Here is a 15689-nt window from a genome sequence, read left to right as displayed (position 1 = left end):
GGATCAGGCACCGATCCCGGACCGGACCGTGTAGAGCTCGGGGAAGAAGGTCAGGTCCAGGGCGCGCCGGAGGAAGTCCACCCCCGAGCTCCCCCCGGTGCCCGTGGCGAACCCGATGGTGCGCTGGACCGTGCGCAGGTGCCGGAACCGCCACAGCTGGACGCCGTCCTCCAGGTCCACCAGGTCCTCGCAGGTGGCGTACTCCGCCCAGTGCGCCTCGGTGTCCCCGTAGATCGTGCGGTACACCGGCAGCAGCGCCGGGGTCTCGACCCACGCCTGCCGGACGTCGCGGTGCAGCACCTCCTCCGGCACGGGGTGCCCTCGGCGGTCCAGGAACCGCAGGAAGGCGTCGTAGACCGTCGGCGAGTCCAGCAGCTCGGTGAGCAGTTCCTGAGCGGCCGGCTCGGCGGCGAAGACCGCCAGCATGCGTTCGTTCTTGTTGCCGAGCAGGAACTCCACGGCCCGGTACTGGTAGGACTGGAAGCCCGAGGAGTTGCCCAGCACGCCGCGGAACTCGGCGTACTCGCTGGGGGTCAGGGTCGCGAGGACCGACCACTGCTCGGTGATGGTGCGCAGGATGTGCTTGACCCGCGCCAGGCCCTTGCGGGCGTGCTGGACGTCGTCGCGGTCGAAGTCCGCGCGGACCGCGCGCAGCTCGTGCAGCGCCAGCTTCAGCCACAGCTCGGTGGTCTGGTGCTGGATGATGAACAGTGGCTCGTCGTGGTGGTCGCTGATCGGGCGCTGCACCGACAGCAGGGTGTCCAGCCCGAGGTAGCCCCCGTAGCTCATCCGTGCGCTGAAGTCGGTCTGCACGCCCTCCTCGAGCGGCCGGACCCCGTCCTCGATCGCCATGGCGCCGCTCCTCCCGGATCCGGTGACGCGTTCCGCGGTCCGGTAGTACTACCGCATGACCAGTCTGCGCGGCCGGGCAGGCGCCGGAGGTGAGGACCGGTCGGTCCTGACCCGGCCGGCCTCCGCGCCGGACGCCGTCCTGACCTACGGGCCGGGCCCGGACCAGGTGGCCGACGTCCGCTTCGGCCGGTGCGCCCGGGGCGACCGGCCGCTGCTGGTCGTGCTCCACGGCGGGTTCTGGCGGCCGGCGTACGACCGCGTGCACCTGCGGCCGATGACCGAGGCGCTGGCCGCCGCCGGGTGGACGACGGTGACCCCCGAGTACCGGCGCGTGCCCGGCCGCCCCGACCTGACCGTCGGCGACGTGGACGCGGCGGTGCGCTGGGCGGCCCGGGCGGAGGAGCTCCCCGGCCGGCCCGGGCGGCGCCTCGTGCTCACCGGGCACTCCGCCGGCGGGCACCTCGCGCTGCTGGCTGCCGCCACGGTCCAGCCCCCGGACACCCCGGCCGGGGTCGTGGCGCTCGCGCCGGTCGCGGACCTGCAGCGGGCCCAGGTCCTGGGCCTGGACGGCGACGCGGTCGCCTCCTTCCTGGGGGACGACGCCGTGGCGCGGCCCGACCTGGACCCCGTCCGGCTGCCCGCGCCCCGGGGCCGGGTGCGCATCGTGCACGGGACGGGCGACCGCATCGTCCCGCGGGAGGTCGCCGAGTCCTACGCCCGGCGCCACCCGGCCGCGGTGCTCACCACGGTGCCGGCCGGCCACTTCGCGGTGGTCGATCCGCGCAGCGCCGCCTGGCCGGCGGTGCTGGGGGCGCTCGACGACGTCGCCGGGGGGACTTGACTGTGCGGGCGGGGAAGCGGGCGCCGTGGCACACCGGCCGGTGCGCGAGCTGCTGGTCGGGGACACGGTGATCGGACACGTCGGCGAGCCGCACCCCCCGGGCAGCGAGCCGCTCGGCCTGCCGCTGCGCACGTCGGTGATGGAGCTCGGCGGGGGACGCGCTGTCGGCCCCGGCGTGCCGGTGACGCCGCGGGTCTCCTCGTTCCCGCCGGTGCTGCTGACCTGGCGCTCCTGGTCGCCGACGAGGTCCCCGCCGCCGACGTCGCCACGGCGCTGAGGGCCGGCCCGGTCGAGCTGCTGGAGGCCTGCGGCTCTTCGACGTTTTGCCCCGGTGCCCCGGTGCCCCGTCGGCCCCGGTGCCGACGGGGTCGCGGTCGCTGGCCTACCGCTGCGGCTGCGCGCTCCCGTCTCAACGCTCGCCAGCTAGGAGGCGACCGCGGTGCGGGACGCCGCCCTCGCGCCGCGGCCGAGCGGAGGGCGGCGACGTGGCTATGTGAGCTCGGCGGGGTAGCCCGCGGTGACCGGGGCGTCTACCGGGCCTGGCGGCAGCTCGGCGAGCGTCTGGCCGCCGGCGGAATGGCGGTGGCCGGGCTGGCCCCGGGCGAGGAGCGGCTGCGGACGGCGATGGCCGAGATTGCAGCGGCCACCAGAGCCGCACGCTGCCGGTGGGCGCCAACGTCACCGACCGCGCTTCGCTCGAGGATGCGGTCGCGCGGATCCGTGAGCAGCTGGAGACGGTCGATTTGCTGGTGAAGATCGCGAGGCTGGTCGATGAGTTCGAGGTTCCGCCCTGGGAGGCCGACCCCGACCAGTGGTGAGACCTGGTCTCCAGCCACATCAGGGGCGGCTGCCTGCTGGCGCACACCGTCGTGCCGTGGATGGTGCTGCGCAACCGCGGGCGGGTGGTGACATCGCCAGGGGATGAGCATGCGGGTGCGGACGGAGTACTCCGCTACTCGCTGGCCAAAACGGACCGCGTGCGGGGGAACGGATGGTACGGCCGTGCGACTTTCGGGCTATGCGGGCACGCACCTGTAGTACGGCTTGACGTTCTGGTTGAAATACGTCCCAACGCTTCCCGCTCCAGTCATCGCTTGGTAGTGCCCGGACGGGACGTCAAGGTACTGGTAGACACGCCCGTTCGTGAACTCCACTTCCAGCACTAAGCTCACGAAGTCATAGCCAACTGCGGCGATGTTCGAGGAACTAACCGGCGTTCTGTCCATGGCGTTCCCTATTCCTTTCGCGTTGCGCCACTGTGCCACCATGCCTTGGCGAGACTATCAAAGTCCGGTTCCCGCCGTGACCTGTTCCATCCTGCGGAGCCGTCAGCGGTAACCACGCAAGGGTCGGCGCTATCGGGCCTATGGGCAGGCGGAACGTCGATCAGCGCACGCGACGGAAGATGCACGCTTTCACCAACCAGAACCGCCTCGCCGGTTCGGAGAACCGGTACCACGTCAAACAGCCCGCCGAGGCTGTCGGGGAGCGTTGATCGCACTAGTCCCCGATCCACCTGATTCGAGAGGCGAAGCACAACGAAAGTGCCGACCTGACTGAGGACCGTGGCTCGGATCTCGCTAGGGCGCTGGCTTACGAGCATTACCCCGACGCCGTACTTTCGACCTTCCTTGACGATCCGATCGACGACTGTGGCCGCCGTTGCGCCTTCATCCCCGAGGTACCTATGGGCCTCTTCGAGTACCACTAGGAGCGGCCGCTTCCGTCCCCCAGCGTCTTCGTCACGTCCCCAAACGAGCGCGTCGTACAAGACGCGAAGAAGAACTCCTACGACGTCGCGGAGGATCACACTCGGGACGTTGGACAGGTCAGCCACCTTAATGGGTGCCGAGTCACCGAGCCACTGAGCCAGGAAGTCTCCCAAGCCGCGCTCTGCTTCACCGTTAAGGTCCGTGGACCATGGCCCAGGGGTGAAAAGGAACCCGTAGCGTGGGTCACGTAAGCGTCCGGCCAGGTGCTCTAGCTGGCGACGCATGTTCAACGCTGATGCACTCATGAATACCCGGTCGGTCCCTGAGTTCATCAATGGCCGATACGTGGGAGCGATGACTCTCGCTGCATCACCGCGCATCAAGTTGCCCGCGTCATCTTTCTGGTATGCGCGGGTTCCTGGAGCTTGGGCGTCCTGCTGGGCTGTATGCGTGGCGTGCGCCCGCTCGTGAAATTCGTACCACAGCTTGTGAACGCTGAAGGGTAGCGGCGTGTCGGCAGTGATATCAATCTGACGCAGGCTGAGCTCGGGATGGCGACTCGCATAGGCGCGCTTTTCCTGAAGTACCCAGTCGCGTACGGCAGTTGCGCTGATGTCGTCCAGCCCGCCGAACGCCATTCCGACGAACTCGTCCACACTGAGCGCCCAATATGGAAGGTGTAGGTTTCCTCGCGTCTCGCCCTCGGTTGAAGAGGAATCGCTAATGCGTACGCGATGCACAGAGGCGAGGTCTCTAAGGCCGCCACCGTACTCCCCGTGAACATCGATTACGACGATACGGGCGCTCGGAAATCGATCGACGTTGGCCAGCTGATGCAGGATGCTAGATACGGTACTCGACTTGCCCGTCCCGGTACTACCGACGACGGCGGAATGTCGAGACAGTAGCGTGTTGATGTTGAGTGTTGCTGGCAACTGTGGAGCGTTAGCTATGTGGCCGATCTTGATGTGGGTTGCTGGAAGCACTCCTGCGGTGCCGAAAAGTCTTCCAAGATCGTCAGCCGTGACCAGGTGTACTGGATCACCAATCGCTGGATACCTGGAAACCCCTCTCTGTACCAGTCCGCTTTTTGGGCTTTCGGCGATCAGCTCGATGCGCATCCAAGCATCGCCGGGGGCCGCCCATGCGACGCGGTCATCTTCGTCCGATGATCCTTTCGCCGGCGCTGCGCCCACCTGTACGACAGTGCCGAACAGGTCTACGAGGCCAATCGGGATTCGGACAAAGGCGCCGACTTGGCCGACTTGATACGCGTGTCCCTTCGAGAAGGTCAGACCAGGAACCGCCTCGGCAGTTAGGGCGGCGGTGATGGTGTCGCCGCGTACGTCGCGTACCACGGCTACGAGCTCGGGGTCCCTCATGCGACCTCTCCACTGTCAGTGACCCCACTCGTCGCGGAACTTCCGATCAGCTCCCGAAGGAGATTGCCAAGGGAGGCGAAGTCGCCGTAAGGAAAGTCTGTGTGGTTGGCGCTGGGTCCCCAGGTGCCAAGTTGCGCACCGACGACAGCCGCATCTTGGGCGAGTAGTGAGAGATTGGGTGTGCGCTTAGCGAGAGCGACGGCCTCGTCGTACTGCGCAAGATCGCCGTACAGGAGGGCGAGTACTGATGCTGTCGGGTTCGCGTGGAGAGCTTGCCCCATAACCTCATTGATGTGTTCGTCGCGGTAAGAGAACCCGGAACTTACAATCACGGAGCTGGGTTGCCGCAGAAAGCTGCGAAGCCGATCGAGTAGGGCAAGATAGGGGAGTCGCCTGCTCTGGTCGTACTTCAGGTGGCTGGGATAGATGAGCACTCGGTCCGCTGGGTCGCTCGCGGGGCACCTCAGCACATTGCCGGTACGGTCCATGGCCCAGTTAACGGATCCATGGATCTTCCACAGTCGTACCCACCGACTAGGGAGCTCGTCCTCTTCGACAGCGTGTACGTCGAACGACGGACGGTGGGAACCAACGAACCCGTCGAAGTAGGGAACCCCAGCCCCTTCAAGCGCCTGCTCGAGGAGGAGGTCATAGTTCGTCGTGAAGACCTCAAGTGGGGCATGTCGCTTCGCGGCCTGGGCCCACAGTGCCACGGCGTGATACGCCGTATCGGCGGCGGGTAGGGATGCCTCCAGGTGCTTGCGCACAAGCTGGCAGACTTCGGCATCGGCTTGTGCGATGTCGTTCCGCTCGAAGCCTCGCACCGCGGCGGGTCCGGGGATAGCCGCGAGACGGCGGAGGTAGTCCAGGAGATTCTCGAGCGTGGGAGTCGCATACGCCGACCCAAGTTGTCCGAAGGCTTCTTCGACGACGGTCTTCGACGTGCCGGTGACTTCCGACTTAATCAAGGCCGTGAGTCCGGCTATATCAGGGATCAGTGGGGTGCCATTCGGCCGTACGGCCATGGGTGTGCCCGCGCCGAGAAAAACGCCCAAGGGGCGTCGATCTTGCTGGAGCGCGGCTCTTAGATAGTCGTTGTGGCGGTCTAGATCGTGCTCCACGCGTGTCCCTTCAGGATGGATGCTTCTGTACGGTGCCGTAACGGGACTAGAGAGTCCAGAAGGCTCAACGGCGAGTCGTCGGCCCCTGTGAACGGTCATGCATGGTCGTGTATGGTCATGCATTGTGAGCGCAGTGCAGACGTGGACGGTCGGGGTCACCGGCGCCACCGGGTACGCGGGGGGCGAGGTGTGCCGGCTGCTGGCCGGGCACCCGAAACTCCGGCTGGCCGGGGTGCACGCCAACTCGAGCGCCGGCCGACGCCTGGGTGAGCTGCAACCCCACCTGCTGCCCTTCGCCGACATGGTCGTCCAGCCCAGCGACGCGGCGAGCCTCGTCGGCTACGACGTCGTCGTCCTGGCGCTGCCCCACGGCGAGTCCGCAGCCATCGCCGACCAGCTCCCGGCGGAGACCCTGGTCATCGACTGCGGCGCCGACCACCGGCTGAACGACCCCGCCGCCTGGGCGCGCTGGTACGGCGGCGTGCACGCCGGCACCTGGCCCTACGGCCTGCCCGAGCTGCCAGGGCAGCGCGAGGCGCTGACCGGCGCGACGCGGATCGCCGTCCCGGGCTGCTACCCGACCTCGGTCACCCTCGCGCTGGCCCCGGCGCTGGCCGCCGGCCTGGTCGAGCCCGACGTCGTCGTGGTCGCCGCCAGCGGCACCAGCGGCGCCGGCAAGTCGCCCAAGCCGCACCTGCTCGGCAGCGAGGTCATGGGCGCGGCGAGCGCCTACGGCGTCGGGGGAGTGCACCGGCACACGCCGGAGATGATCCAGGGCCTCTCGCAGGCCGCCGGCGCACCGGTGGGCGTCAGCTTCACCCCGACCCTGGTGCCGATGAGCCGGGGCATCCTCGCCACCTGCTCGGCCCCGCTGACGCCCGGCACCGACGCGGCCGCCGCGCGCGCGGCGTACGAGCAGGCCTACGCCGACGAGCCGTTCATCCACCTGCTGCCCGAGGGGCAGTGGCCCACCACGGCGCAGGTGCTCGGCGCCAACACCGTCGCCCTGCAGCTGGCCGTGGACGCCGACGCGAACCGGCTGGTCGTCGTGGCGGCCGTCGACAACCTGACCAAGGGCACCGGGGGAGCGGCGATCCAGTGCGCCAACCTCGCCCTGGGCCTGCCCGAGACCACCGGCCTGCCGGTCGTAGGAGTAGCGCCATGACGTGCACGGCACCGAAGGGCTTCGCCGCCGCCGGCGTGGCCGCCGGCCTGAAGTCCAGCGGCGACCGCGACGTCGCCGTCGTCCTCAACACCGGCCCGGACGACGCCGCGGCCGCCGTCTTCACGACCAACCGCTTCCCGGCCGCGCCGGTGCTGTGGAGCCGCCAGGTGCTGGCCGGCGGGCGCTGCCGGGCCGTCGTCCTCAACTCCGGCGGCGCCAACGCCTGCACCGGGCCGGAGGGCTTCCAGGACACCCACGCCACCGCCGAGCACGCCGCCGCGCAGCTGGACATCGGCGCGGTCGACGTCGCGGTCGCCAGCACCGGCCTCATCGGGGTCCGGCTGCCCATGGACAGGCTGACCGCCGGCGTCACCGCCGCGGTGAAGGGGCTGACCGAGGACGGCGGGGCCGACGCGGCCCGGGCGATCATGACCACCGACAGCGTGCCCAAGACGACGGCGCAGGAGCGGGGCGGCTGGACCGTCGGCGGGATGGCCAAGGGCGCCGGCATGCTCGCCCCGAGCCTGGCCACGATGCTCGTCGTGCTGACCACCGACGCCGCCGCCGACCCCGACGCCCTGCAGCGGGCGCTGAAGGCGGCGACCGCCGTCAGCTTCGAGCGCGTGGACTCCGACGGTTGTCTGTCCACCAACGACACCGTCATCGCCCTGGCCAACGGCGCGAGCGGCGCCGCCCCCACGGAGGCGGAGCTCACCGAGGCGCTCACCGCCGCCTGCACCGACCTCGCGATGCAGCTGCTGGCCGATGCCGAGGGCTCGACCAAGGACATCGCCATCACCGTCCGCAACGCCGCGACCGTCGAGGACGCCCTCACCGCCGGCCGGGCCTGCGCCCGCAACAACCTGCTCAAGACCGCGCTGTTCGGCAACGACCCGAACTGGGGCCGGGTGCTGGCGGCGATCGGCACCACCGACGCCGCGTTCGAGCCCGACCAGGTCGACGTCACCATCAACGGCGTCACCGTCTGCCGGGGCGGCGCGATCGGCGACCCGCGGGAGGGCGTCGACCTCACCGGCCGGGAGATCACCATCGACGTCGACCTCCGCGCCGGCGCCGAGCAGGCCACCATCTGGACCAACGACCTGTCCATCGCCTACGTGCACGAGAACTCGGCCTACTCCACATGAGCGAGCACCAGGACCCCGCACCTCAGGACGCTGCACCTCAGGACCCCACGCCCCCGGACGTGCGGATCGACGAGCCGGCGCCCCCGCCCAGGCTGCCCCGCCGGGTCGGCACCAGCCGGGTCATGCGCACCAAGGACCCCGAGGGCGACGCCGCGAAGGTCGCCGTGCTCACCGGCGCGCTGCCCTGGCTCAAGGAGTTCCACGGCAAGGTCGTCGTCATCAAGTACGGCGGGCACGCCATGGTCGACGACACCTGCCGCCGGGCGTTCGCCGAGGACATGGTCTTCCTGCGGACCTGCGGCATCCTCCCCGTCGTCGTGCACGGCGGCGGGCCGCAGATCAACGCCATGCTGGCCAAGCTCGGCATCACCAGCGAGTTCCGCGGGGGCCTGCGGGTGACCACGCCGGAGACCATCGACGTCGTCCGCATGGTGCTCACCGGCCAGGTGGGCCCCGACATCGTCGGGCTGATCAACCAGCACGGCCCGATGGCGGTGCACCTCTCCGGCGAGGACGGCGGGCTGTTCACGGCCCGGCGGACCACGGCGGTCGTGGACGGCGCGCCGGTCGACGTCGGGCTCGTCGGCGACATCGCCGCGGTCGACACCACCCCGGTCACCGCGCTGCTGGACGCCGGGCACATCCCCGTCGTCGCGAGCGTCGCGCCGGACGCCGACGGAGTCGTCCACAACGTCAACGCCGACACCGCGGCCGCGGCGCTGGCCGCGGCGCTGGGCGCGGTCAAGCTCGTCGTGCTCACCGACGTCGAGGGCCTCTACGCCGACTGGCCCGACCGCGGGTCGCTGGTGCAGCAGATCGACGCCCGCGAGCTGGCCGAGATCCTGCCCACGCTGGACGCCGGGATGATCCCGAAGATGGCCGCCTGCCTGCGCGCGGTCGAGGGCGGGGTGAAGCGGGCGACCGTCGTCGACGGCCGGACGCCGCACGCCCTGCTCCTGGAGACGTTCACCACCGAGGGCACCGGGACGATGGTCGTCCCGGCGAGGGACCAGAAGGAGGGCACAGCATGACGACGCACACCGAGGAGCTGGCCCGCCGCTGGTCGGCCGTGATGATGAACAACTACAAGGCGCCGCCGGTCGCGCTCGACCACGGCGCCGGAGCGCAGGTCTGGGACGTCGACGGCCGCGAGTACACCGACCTGCTCGGCGGCATCGCCACGACGATCCTCGGCCACGCCCACCCCAAGGTGGTCGAGGCGATCACCACGCAGGCGGCGAAGCTGGGCCACGTCTCCAACCTGGCCATGCACGAACCCGGGATCCAGCTCGCCGAGCGGCTGCTGGAGCTCGCCGGCCGGCCCGGACGGGTGTTCTTCTGCAACTCCGGCGCCGAGGCCAACGAGGCGGCCTTCAAGCTCAGCCGGCTCACCGGCCGCTCGCAGGTGATCACCGCAGAGGGCGCCTTCCACGGCCGGACCATGGGGGCCCTGGCGCTCACCGGTCAGCCGTCGAAGGCGGCCGCGTTCGCGCCGCTCCCGGGCGGGGTCTCCTACGTGCCCTACGGCGACGAGGCGGCGCTGGCCACGGCGGTCTCCGAGCAGACCGCCATGGTGCTGCTCGAGCCGATGCTGGGGGAGGGCGGCGTGCTGCCCGCGCCCGCCGGCTACCTCGCCGCCGCCGCCGCGGCGGCGTCCGGTGCCGGGGCGCTGTTCGCCGTCGACGAGGTGCAGACCGGCATCGGCCGCACCGGCTCGTGGTTCGCCCACCAGGCCGACGGCCTGCACCCCGACGTCGTCACGCTGGCCAAGGCGCTCGGCGGTGGGCTGCCGATCGGGGCGATGCTCGCCTTCGGCGAGGCGGCCGACCTGCTGACGGCCGGCTCGCACGGCTCCACCTTCGGCGGCAACCCGATCGCCGCCGCCGCCGCTCTGGCCGTCCTCGACACCATCCGCGACGAGGGCCTGCTGGAGCGGGCCAAGGAGCTGGAGCACCGGTTCACCGCCGGCATCGAGGCGCTCGGGCACCCGGGCATCAGCGGGGTCCGGGGGAGGGGCGCGCTGCTCGGCGTCGTCCTCACCGCCGACGTCGCCGCGCCGCTGGAGACCACGCTGCGGGCCGCCGGCTTCCTGACCAACGCCGTCGCGCCGGGCGTGCTCCGGCTCGCGCCGCCGCTCGTCCTGACCGACCAGCAGGTGGACGCCTTCGTGGCCGCGCTCCCTGCCGCCCTCGACACCGCGATGGAGAACCATCAGTGACCCGGCACTTCCTCAAGGACGACGACCTCACCCCGGCCGAGCAGGCCGAGGTGCTCGCCCTGGCCGCCTCGCTCAAGGCGACCCGGCACACCGCCGAGGCGCCCACCCCGCTGCGCGCGGCCAACGGGGTGCCCCGGGCCGTGGCGGTGCTGTTCGACAAGCCCTCCACCCGCACCCGGGTGTCGTTCTCCGTCGGCGTCGCCGAGCTCGGCGGGTACCCGCTGGTCATCGACGCCGGCAGCAGCCAGCTGGGACGCGGCGAGCCGATCGAGGACACCACCCGGGTGCTCGACCGCCAGGCCGCCGCGATCGTCTGGCGGACCTTCGGCCAGGACCGCATCGAGGCGATGGCGTCGGTGAGCCGGGTGCCCGTGGTCAACGCGCTCACCGACGAGTACCACCCCTGCCAGATCCTGGCCGACCTGCAGACGGTGATCGAGCGGAAGGGCTCGCTGGCCGGGCGCTCGATGACCTACCTCGGTGACGGCGCCAACAACATGGCGCACTCCTACCTGCTCGGCGGCGCCACCGCCGGCATGCACGTGCGGATCGGCTCACCGGAGTCGTTCCGGCCGGACCCGGCGGTCCTCGACCGCGCAGCGAAGATCGCGGCGGGGACCGGGGGCTCGGTGGCCTGGACCGCCGACGCCGCGCAGGCCGCCGAGGGCGCCGACGTGCTGGTCACCGACACCTGGGTGTCGATGGGGCAGGAGGACGAGTACGACGCGCGCGTCGCACCGTTCCTGCCCTATGCGCTGGACGGCGCCGCCCTCGCCCGCGCCGCCGACGACGCCGTCGTCCTGCACTGCCTCCCGGCCTACCGCGGCAAGGAGATCGCCGCGGAGGTGATCGACGGCCCGCAGAGCGCGGTCTGGGACGAGGCGGAGAACCGGCTGCACGCCCAGAAGGCGCTGCTCGCGTGGCTCCTGGAGCGGTCGTGACCGGGCCCGTCCGTCCCGGAGGGCGCGCGTGACCTCCGCCCTCACCCGCTCGGCGCGCCAGGCACGGATCCGCGAGCTGATCGAGGCGCGGGCGATCACCTCGCAGACGCAGCTGGCCGTGCTGCTGGCCGAGTCGGGCATCGAGGTCACCCAGGCGACGCTCTCGCGGGACCTGGAGGAGCTCGGCGCGGTGAAGCTGCGCGGTTCCGACGGCGCTCCGGCGTCCTACGTGCTGCCGCCGGAGAACGCGCCGCTGCGCCCGGCGCAGGCCGCGCCCGCCCGGCTCACCCGCCTGCTCGCCGACCTGCTGACCGGAGCCGAGGGCAGCGCCAACCTGGCGGTCCTTCGGACACCGCCCGGCGCGGCGCAGTTCCTGGCCTCCGCGCTGGACAAGGTCGGCCTCCCCGACGTGCTCGGCACCATCGCGGGGGACGACACTCTGCTGGTCGTCTCCCGCGCGCCCGACGGGGGGCCGGCCCTGGCCGACCGGCTGCGGGCGCTCGCGCAGCGCACGCCGGCCGTCTATCCCGAACTGAGCGCCGACCTGGAAGAGGAACCCGGCACGTGAGCAGCACGGCACCTGGATCGCAGACCCGCCTCTGGGGCGGACGGTTCGGCGGTGGCCCGTCGCCGGCGATGGCGGCGCTGTCCAAGTCGACCCACTTCGACTGGCAGCTGGCTCCGTTCGACCTGGCCGGATCGCGCGCGCACGCCCGCGTGCTGCACCGCGCCGGTCTGCTCACCGACGACGAGCTGGAGCAGATGCTCGGCGCACTGCGCGAGCTCTCGGCCGAGGTGGAGGCCGGCACGTTCACCGCGATCGAGAGCGACGAGGACGTGCACGAGGCCCTGGAGCGCGGCCTCACCGAGAAGCTCGGCGCGCTCGGCGGCAAGCTGCGCGCCGGCCGCAGCCGCAACGACCAGATCGCCACCGACCTGCGGCTCTACCTGCGTCACACCGTGCGGGCGCTGGTCGGCGAGCTCTCCTCCCTGGAGTTCGCGCTGCTCGGCCTGGCCGAGCGGTACCGCGACGTCGCGGCCCCGGGGATGACGCACCTGCAGCACGCCCAGCCGGTGCTCATCAGCCACCAGCTGCTCGCGCACGCCCACTCCTTCGCCCGCGACGTCGACCGGCTGATCGACTGGGACAAGCGCGCGGCCGTGAGCCCCTACGGCTCCGGCGCCCTCGCCGGCTCCTCGCTGCCCCTGGACCCCGACGCCGTCGCCGCCGAGCTCGGGTTCGACCGCGCCTCGGACAACTCCATCGACGGCGTGAGCGACCGCGACTTCGCCGCGGAGTTCTGCTTCGTCGCCGCGCTGCTCGGCGTGCACCTCTCCCGGCTGGGCGAGGAGGTCGTGCTCTGGACGTCGACCGAGTTCGGCTGGGCCCGGCTCGACGACGCCTGGGCCACCGGCTCGTCGATCATGCCGCAGAAGAAGAACCCCGACATCGCCGAGCTGGCGCGGGGCAAGTCCGGCCGGTTCGTCGGCAACCTGGCCGGCATCCTCACCATGCTCAAGGGTCTGCCGCTCGCCTACGACCGGGACCTGCAGGAGGACAAGGAGCCGGTCTTCGACTCCATGGACCAGCTGCTCCTCCTGCTGCCCGCGGTCACCGGGATGATCGCGACGCTCACGCTCCGCCCCGAGGTGCTCGAGGCCGCCGCACCGCAGGGCTTCGCGCTCGCCACCGACGTCGCGGAGTGGCTGGTGCGCCAGGGAGTGCCGTTCCGCTCGGCGCACGAGATCAGCGGTGCGATGGTCGCCTTCTGCGAGGAGGCGGGCCTGGAGCTCGACCAGCTCGACGACGACCAGCTGGCCGGCATCGACGAGCGGCTGACCCCCGACGTGCGTTCGGTCCTGTCGGTCCGCGGCGCGCTGGCCGCCCGCAGCACCCGGGGCGGGACGGCGCCCGAGCGGGTCGCCGAGCAGCTCGCGACGCTGAAGGACCTCGCCTCCGAGCACGGGCGCTGGGCGTCGTCGTCGCCGGTGGCGCCGGCCCTCTGAGCGTGTCGGCCCACCCCGCCCGGCCCGGGCCCGGCCCCCTCGTCCGCGCGGAGGACCTGCTCGGGCCGGTCGACGTCGTCGCCCGCTCGCTGCTCGGCTGCTGGGTGGTCACCGAGCGCCCCGAGGGCACGGTCGCGCTACGGCTGACCGAGGTCGAGGCCTACTCGGGGTCCGGGATCGATCCCGCGGCGCACTCGCACCGGGGCCCGACGCCGCGGGCGGCGATCATGTTCGGACCACCCGGGCGGCTCTACGTGTACTTCTCCTACGGCGTGCACTGGTGCGCCAATGTCGTGGTGGGCCCCGAGGGCGACGGCGAGGCGGTGCTGCTGCGCGCCGGTGAGGTGGTCGTGGGGGAGGAGCTGGCCCGCGCGCGCCGACCCGCCGCCCGCACCCCGCGCGACCTCGCCGGTGGACCCGCCCGGCTCACCCAGGCGTTGGGCATCGGGCGCGCCGATCTCGGCACCGACCTGCTGGACCCGGGCTCGCCCGTGCGGCTGCACCGGGGGTCGGCGCCGGCCGCCGTCTCCGCCGGACCGCGGGTCGGCATCAGCGTGGCCGCCGAGCTCCCGTGGCGCTTCTGGGAGACCGGCGCTCCGTCGGTGAGCCCGTTCCGGGCGGGTGGGAAGCCGCGGCGCAGGCGCGCCGGGCAGGATGGACCCCCGTGACCCCCTCAACCGAGCCCGGAGTGATCGACGAGCTGCACCGCCGCGGGCTGATCGCCCAGAGCACCGACGAGGCCGCGCTGCGCGCCCATCTCGCCGAGGGTCCGGTCGCGTACTACGCCGGCTTCGACCCGACCGCGCAGAGCCTGCACGTCGGGCACCTGCTCCAGTTCATGGTCCTGCGCGCCCTCCAGCGGGCCGGGCACCAGCCCGTGGTGCTCGTGGGCGGGGCGACCGGCCTGATCGGTGACCCGCGCCCGTCCTCCGAGCGCCAGCTCAACGACCGCGACACGGTCGCCACGTGGGTGGAGCGCATCCGCGAGCAGGTCGCACCCTTCCTGGAGCTGCCTGCGGAGGCGGAGGGGGCGCGCCCCCCGATCTACGTGAACAACCTGGACTGGACCGCCCCGGTGTCGGCGATCGACTTCCTCCGCGAGCTCGGCAAGCACTTCCGGGTCAGCCAGATGCTGGCCAAGGAGGCGGTGTCGGCCCGGCTGAACTCGGAGGCGGGCATCAGCTACACCGAGTTCAGCTACCAGATCCTGCAGGCCAACGACTACCGGGAGCTGCACCGGCGGCACGGGGTCACGCTGCAGACCGGCGGCTCCGACCAGTGGGGCAACCTCACCGCGGGCATCGACCTGGTCCGGCGGACCGAGGGTGCGCGGGTGCACGCGCTGAGCACCCCCCTGGTGACCAAGGCCGACGGCACCAAGTTCGGGAAGTCCGAAGGCGGGGCGGTGTGGCTGGACCCGAAGCTCACGTCGCCGTACGCCTTCTTCCAGTTCTGGCTGAACGCCGAGGACGCCGACGCCCGCGCGTGGCTGCCCCTCTACTCCGAGCGTCCCGCCGAGGAGGTGGCGGCCCTGGTGACCGAGAGCCTCGAGCGGCCGGCAGCCAGGGCGGCGCAGCGGGCGCTGGCCGAGGAGCTGACCCTCCTCGTGCACGGCCCCGAGCAGCTCCGCCAGGCCGAGGCAGCCGGGCGGGCGCTGTTCGGCCGGGACGACCTCGCCTCCCTCGACGCAGCCACCCTGACGGCCGCGCTGGAGGAGGCCGGGAGCACCACCGTGGGCGGCGACGTGCCGACGATCGCCCAGCTCCTGCAGCAGACGGGGCTCGTGGGCAGCCTGTCCGAGGCGCGGCGCACGGTGAAGGAGGGCGGCGCCTACCTCAACAACGAGCGGATCACCGATGCCGACGCCGTGCCGGCGCAGGGGGCCTGGCTGCCCGGGGGGTGGCTCGTCCTTCGCAGGGGGAAGCGGTCGATCGCGGGCGTGCGCCGGGCCGGCTGAGGCCGCCGCGCCCCGTGTGAACGGCCGATGTCGGGGGCGTGGCCGCAGCGTGTCGGGCGTCACGGACCCCGGGTTTGACCCGCCCCTGGGCGCCGTGTAACTTTCTCTTTGCGCCGCGCGGCCCGGAAGGGCCGCCGGACCGGGGCCCGGGTAGCGGGTCACTGGAAACCGGCGTAGAGTTGGACATCCAGCCAGGGACGAAGCCCGCGAGGGTCTAGTTCTTGCGCGTCCGCTCCTTGAGAACTCAACAGCGTGCCGAAAGTCAGTGCCAAGTAATACCCCGTGCCCTGGCCACTGTGTGGTTGGGGCTGGGATTCCTTTGGTTGATTGATATCGCGAGTGTCA

Annotated in this window: 17 protein-coding genes; 12 read left to right on the top strand and 5 right to left on the bottom strand. The window is 71.6% G+C overall.

Going from position 1 to position 15689, the window contains the following annotated elements; all coding sequences use genetic code 11:
* Window positions 1-3: 3 nt before the first annotated feature.
* The gene (locus ACI8AP_RS19510; protein ID WP_456591030.1) at window positions 4-852 is read right to left on the bottom strand and encodes a tryptophan 2,3-dioxygenase; all 849 of its coding nucleotides are present in this window, start codon (window positions 850-852) and stop codon (window positions 4-6) included.
* A 55-nt stretch (window positions 853-907) separates the two neighbouring features.
* On the opposite strand from ACI8AP_RS19510, the gene ACI8AP_RS19505 reads away from it, so the two are divergent.
* From ACI8AP_RS19505 to ACI8AP_RS19495, 3 genes are all read left to right on the top strand, one after another.
* The gene (locus ACI8AP_RS19505) at window positions 908-1693 is read left to right on the top strand and encodes an alpha/beta hydrolase (RefSeq protein ID WP_456591029.1); all 786 of its coding nucleotides are present in this window, start codon (window positions 908-910) and stop codon (window positions 1691-1693) included.
* 25 nt (window positions 1694-1718) lie between these two features.
* The gene (locus ACI8AP_RS19500; RefSeq protein WP_456591028.1) at window positions 1719-1970 is read left to right on the top strand and encodes a hypothetical protein; all 252 of its coding nucleotides are present in this window, start codon (window positions 1719-1721) and stop codon (window positions 1968-1970) included.
* A gap of 388 nt (window positions 1971-2358) precedes the next feature.
* Window positions 2359-2511 (top strand): hypothetical protein, encoded by a 153-nt coding sequence (locus ACI8AP_RS19495; RefSeq protein WP_456591027.1) that lies wholly within the window; start codon window positions 2359-2361, stop codon window positions 2509-2511.
* A 198-nt stretch (window positions 2512-2709) separates the two neighbouring features.
* On the opposite strand, the gene ACI8AP_RS19490 is transcribed toward ACI8AP_RS19495, so the two are convergent.
* The 3 genes from ACI8AP_RS19490 to ACI8AP_RS19480 are packed head-to-tail and all read right to left on the bottom strand — an operon-like array spanning window position 2710 to window position 5908.
* A complete protein-coding gene (locus ACI8AP_RS19490) occupies window positions 2710-2919 on the bottom strand; it encodes a KTSC domain-containing protein (RefSeq protein ID WP_456591026.1) in 210 nt (69 codons plus the stop codon).
* Window positions 2920-2927: 8 nt separating this feature from the next.
* On the bottom strand, window positions 2928-4787 hold the full coding sequence (locus ACI8AP_RS19485; RefSeq protein ID WP_456591025.1) for an ATP-binding protein: 1860 nt from the start codon (window positions 4785-4787) through the stop codon (window positions 2928-2930).
* Window positions 4784-5908, bottom strand: a complete 1125-nt coding sequence (locus ACI8AP_RS19480) for an SIR2 family NAD-dependent protein deacylase (protein WP_456591024.1) — start codon at window positions 5906-5908, stop codon at window positions 4784-4786. The genes ACI8AP_RS19485 and ACI8AP_RS19480 overlap by 4 nt, the downstream gene beginning before the upstream one ends.
* A 124-nt stretch (window positions 5909-6032) precedes the next feature.
* Between ACI8AP_RS19480 and argC the strand changes: the two genes are divergently transcribed.
* Genes argC through tyrS form a run of 9 tightly spaced genes read left to right on the top strand, consistent with a single transcriptional unit; the run spans window position 6033 to window position 15344 of the window.
* Window positions 6033-7073, top strand: coding sequence for an N-acetyl-gamma-glutamyl-phosphate reductase (gene argC / locus ACI8AP_RS19475; RefSeq protein WP_456591023.1), 1041 nt, complete (start codon window positions 6033-6035; stop codon window positions 7071-7073).
* The gene (gene argJ, locus ACI8AP_RS19470) at window positions 7070-8221 is read left to right on the top strand and encodes a bifunctional glutamate N-acetyltransferase/amino-acid acetyltransferase ArgJ (protein ID WP_456591022.1); all 1152 of its coding nucleotides are present in this window, start codon (window positions 7070-7072) and stop codon (window positions 8219-8221) included. Before argC ends, argJ begins: the two co-directional genes overlap by 4 nt.
* 59 nt (window positions 8222-8280) lie before the next feature.
* The gene (argB, locus tag ACI8AP_RS19465) at window positions 8281-9252 is read left to right on the top strand and encodes an acetylglutamate kinase (protein WP_456591021.1); all 972 of its coding nucleotides are present in this window, start codon (window positions 8281-8283) and stop codon (window positions 9250-9252) included.
* The gene (locus ACI8AP_RS19460; RefSeq protein ID WP_456591020.1) at window positions 9249-10439 is read left to right on the top strand and encodes an acetylornithine transaminase; all 1191 of its coding nucleotides are present in this window, start codon (window positions 9249-9251) and stop codon (window positions 10437-10439) included. Before argB ends, ACI8AP_RS19460 begins: the two co-directional genes overlap by 4 nt.
* Complete coding sequence (argF, locus tag ACI8AP_RS19455; RefSeq protein WP_456591019.1) at window positions 10436-11380, top strand: ornithine carbamoyltransferase; 945 nt, start codon at window positions 10436-10438, stop codon at window positions 11378-11380. Before ACI8AP_RS19460 ends, argF begins: the two co-directional genes overlap by 4 nt.
* Before the next feature lie 28 nt (window positions 11381-11408).
* A complete protein-coding gene (locus tag ACI8AP_RS19450; protein ID WP_456591018.1) occupies window positions 11409-11948 on the top strand; it encodes an arginine repressor in 540 nt (179 codons plus the stop codon).
* Window positions 11945-13387, top strand: coding sequence for an argininosuccinate lyase (gene argH / locus ACI8AP_RS19445; RefSeq protein WP_456591017.1), 1443 nt, complete (start codon window positions 11945-11947; stop codon window positions 13385-13387). Before ACI8AP_RS19450 ends, argH begins: the two co-directional genes overlap by 4 nt.
* A gap of 2 nt (window positions 13388-13389) precedes the next feature.
* On the top strand, window positions 13390-14055 hold the full coding sequence (locus tag ACI8AP_RS19440; RefSeq protein ID WP_456591016.1) for a DNA-3-methyladenine glycosylase: 666 nt from the start codon (window positions 13390-13392) through the stop codon (window positions 14053-14055).
* Window positions 14052-15344, top strand: a complete 1293-nt coding sequence (gene tyrS, locus ACI8AP_RS19435; RefSeq protein WP_456591015.1) for a tyrosine--tRNA ligase — start codon at window positions 14052-14054, stop codon at window positions 15342-15344. The genes ACI8AP_RS19440 and tyrS overlap by 4 nt, the downstream gene beginning before the upstream one ends.
* 158 nt (window positions 15345-15502) lie before the next feature.
* Here the strand turns inward: tyrS and ACI8AP_RS19430 are convergent.
* Window positions 15503-15689: hypothetical protein (locus tag ACI8AP_RS19430; RefSeq protein WP_456591014.1), on the bottom strand; the 187-nt coding region annotated here is incomplete at its 5' end.

The organism is Blastococcus sp. SYSU DS1021, assembly GCF_054050995.1.
This window is presented reverse-complemented; position numbering and strand designations above follow the sequence as displayed.

What these genes read in the sequence shown, in the direction of transcription:
- ACI8AP_RS19510 (WP_456591030.1), bottom strand. Translation starts at nt 852, where the DNA reads ATGGCGATCGAGGACGGGGTCCGGCCGCTCGAGGAGGGCGTGCAGACC.
- ACI8AP_RS19505 (WP_456591029.1), top strand. Translation starts at nt 908, where the DNA reads ATGACCAGTCTGCGCGGCCGGGCAGGCGCCGGAGGTGAGGACCGGTCG.
- ACI8AP_RS19490 (WP_456591026.1), bottom strand. Translation starts at nt 2,919, where the DNA reads ATGGACAGAACGCCGGTTAGTTCCTCGAACATCGCCGCAGTTGGCTAT.
- ACI8AP_RS19485 (WP_456591025.1), bottom strand. Translation starts at nt 4,787, where the DNA reads ATGAGGGACCCCGAGCTCGTAGCCGTGGTACGCGACGTACGCGGCGAC.
- argJ (WP_456591022.1), top strand. Translation starts at nt 7,070, where the DNA reads ATGACGTGCACGGCACCGAAGGGCTTCGCCGCCGCCGGCGTGGCCGCC.
- ACI8AP_RS19460 (WP_456591020.1), top strand. Translation starts at nt 9,249, where the DNA reads ATGACGACGCACACCGAGGAGCTGGCCCGCCGCTGGTCGGCCGTGATG.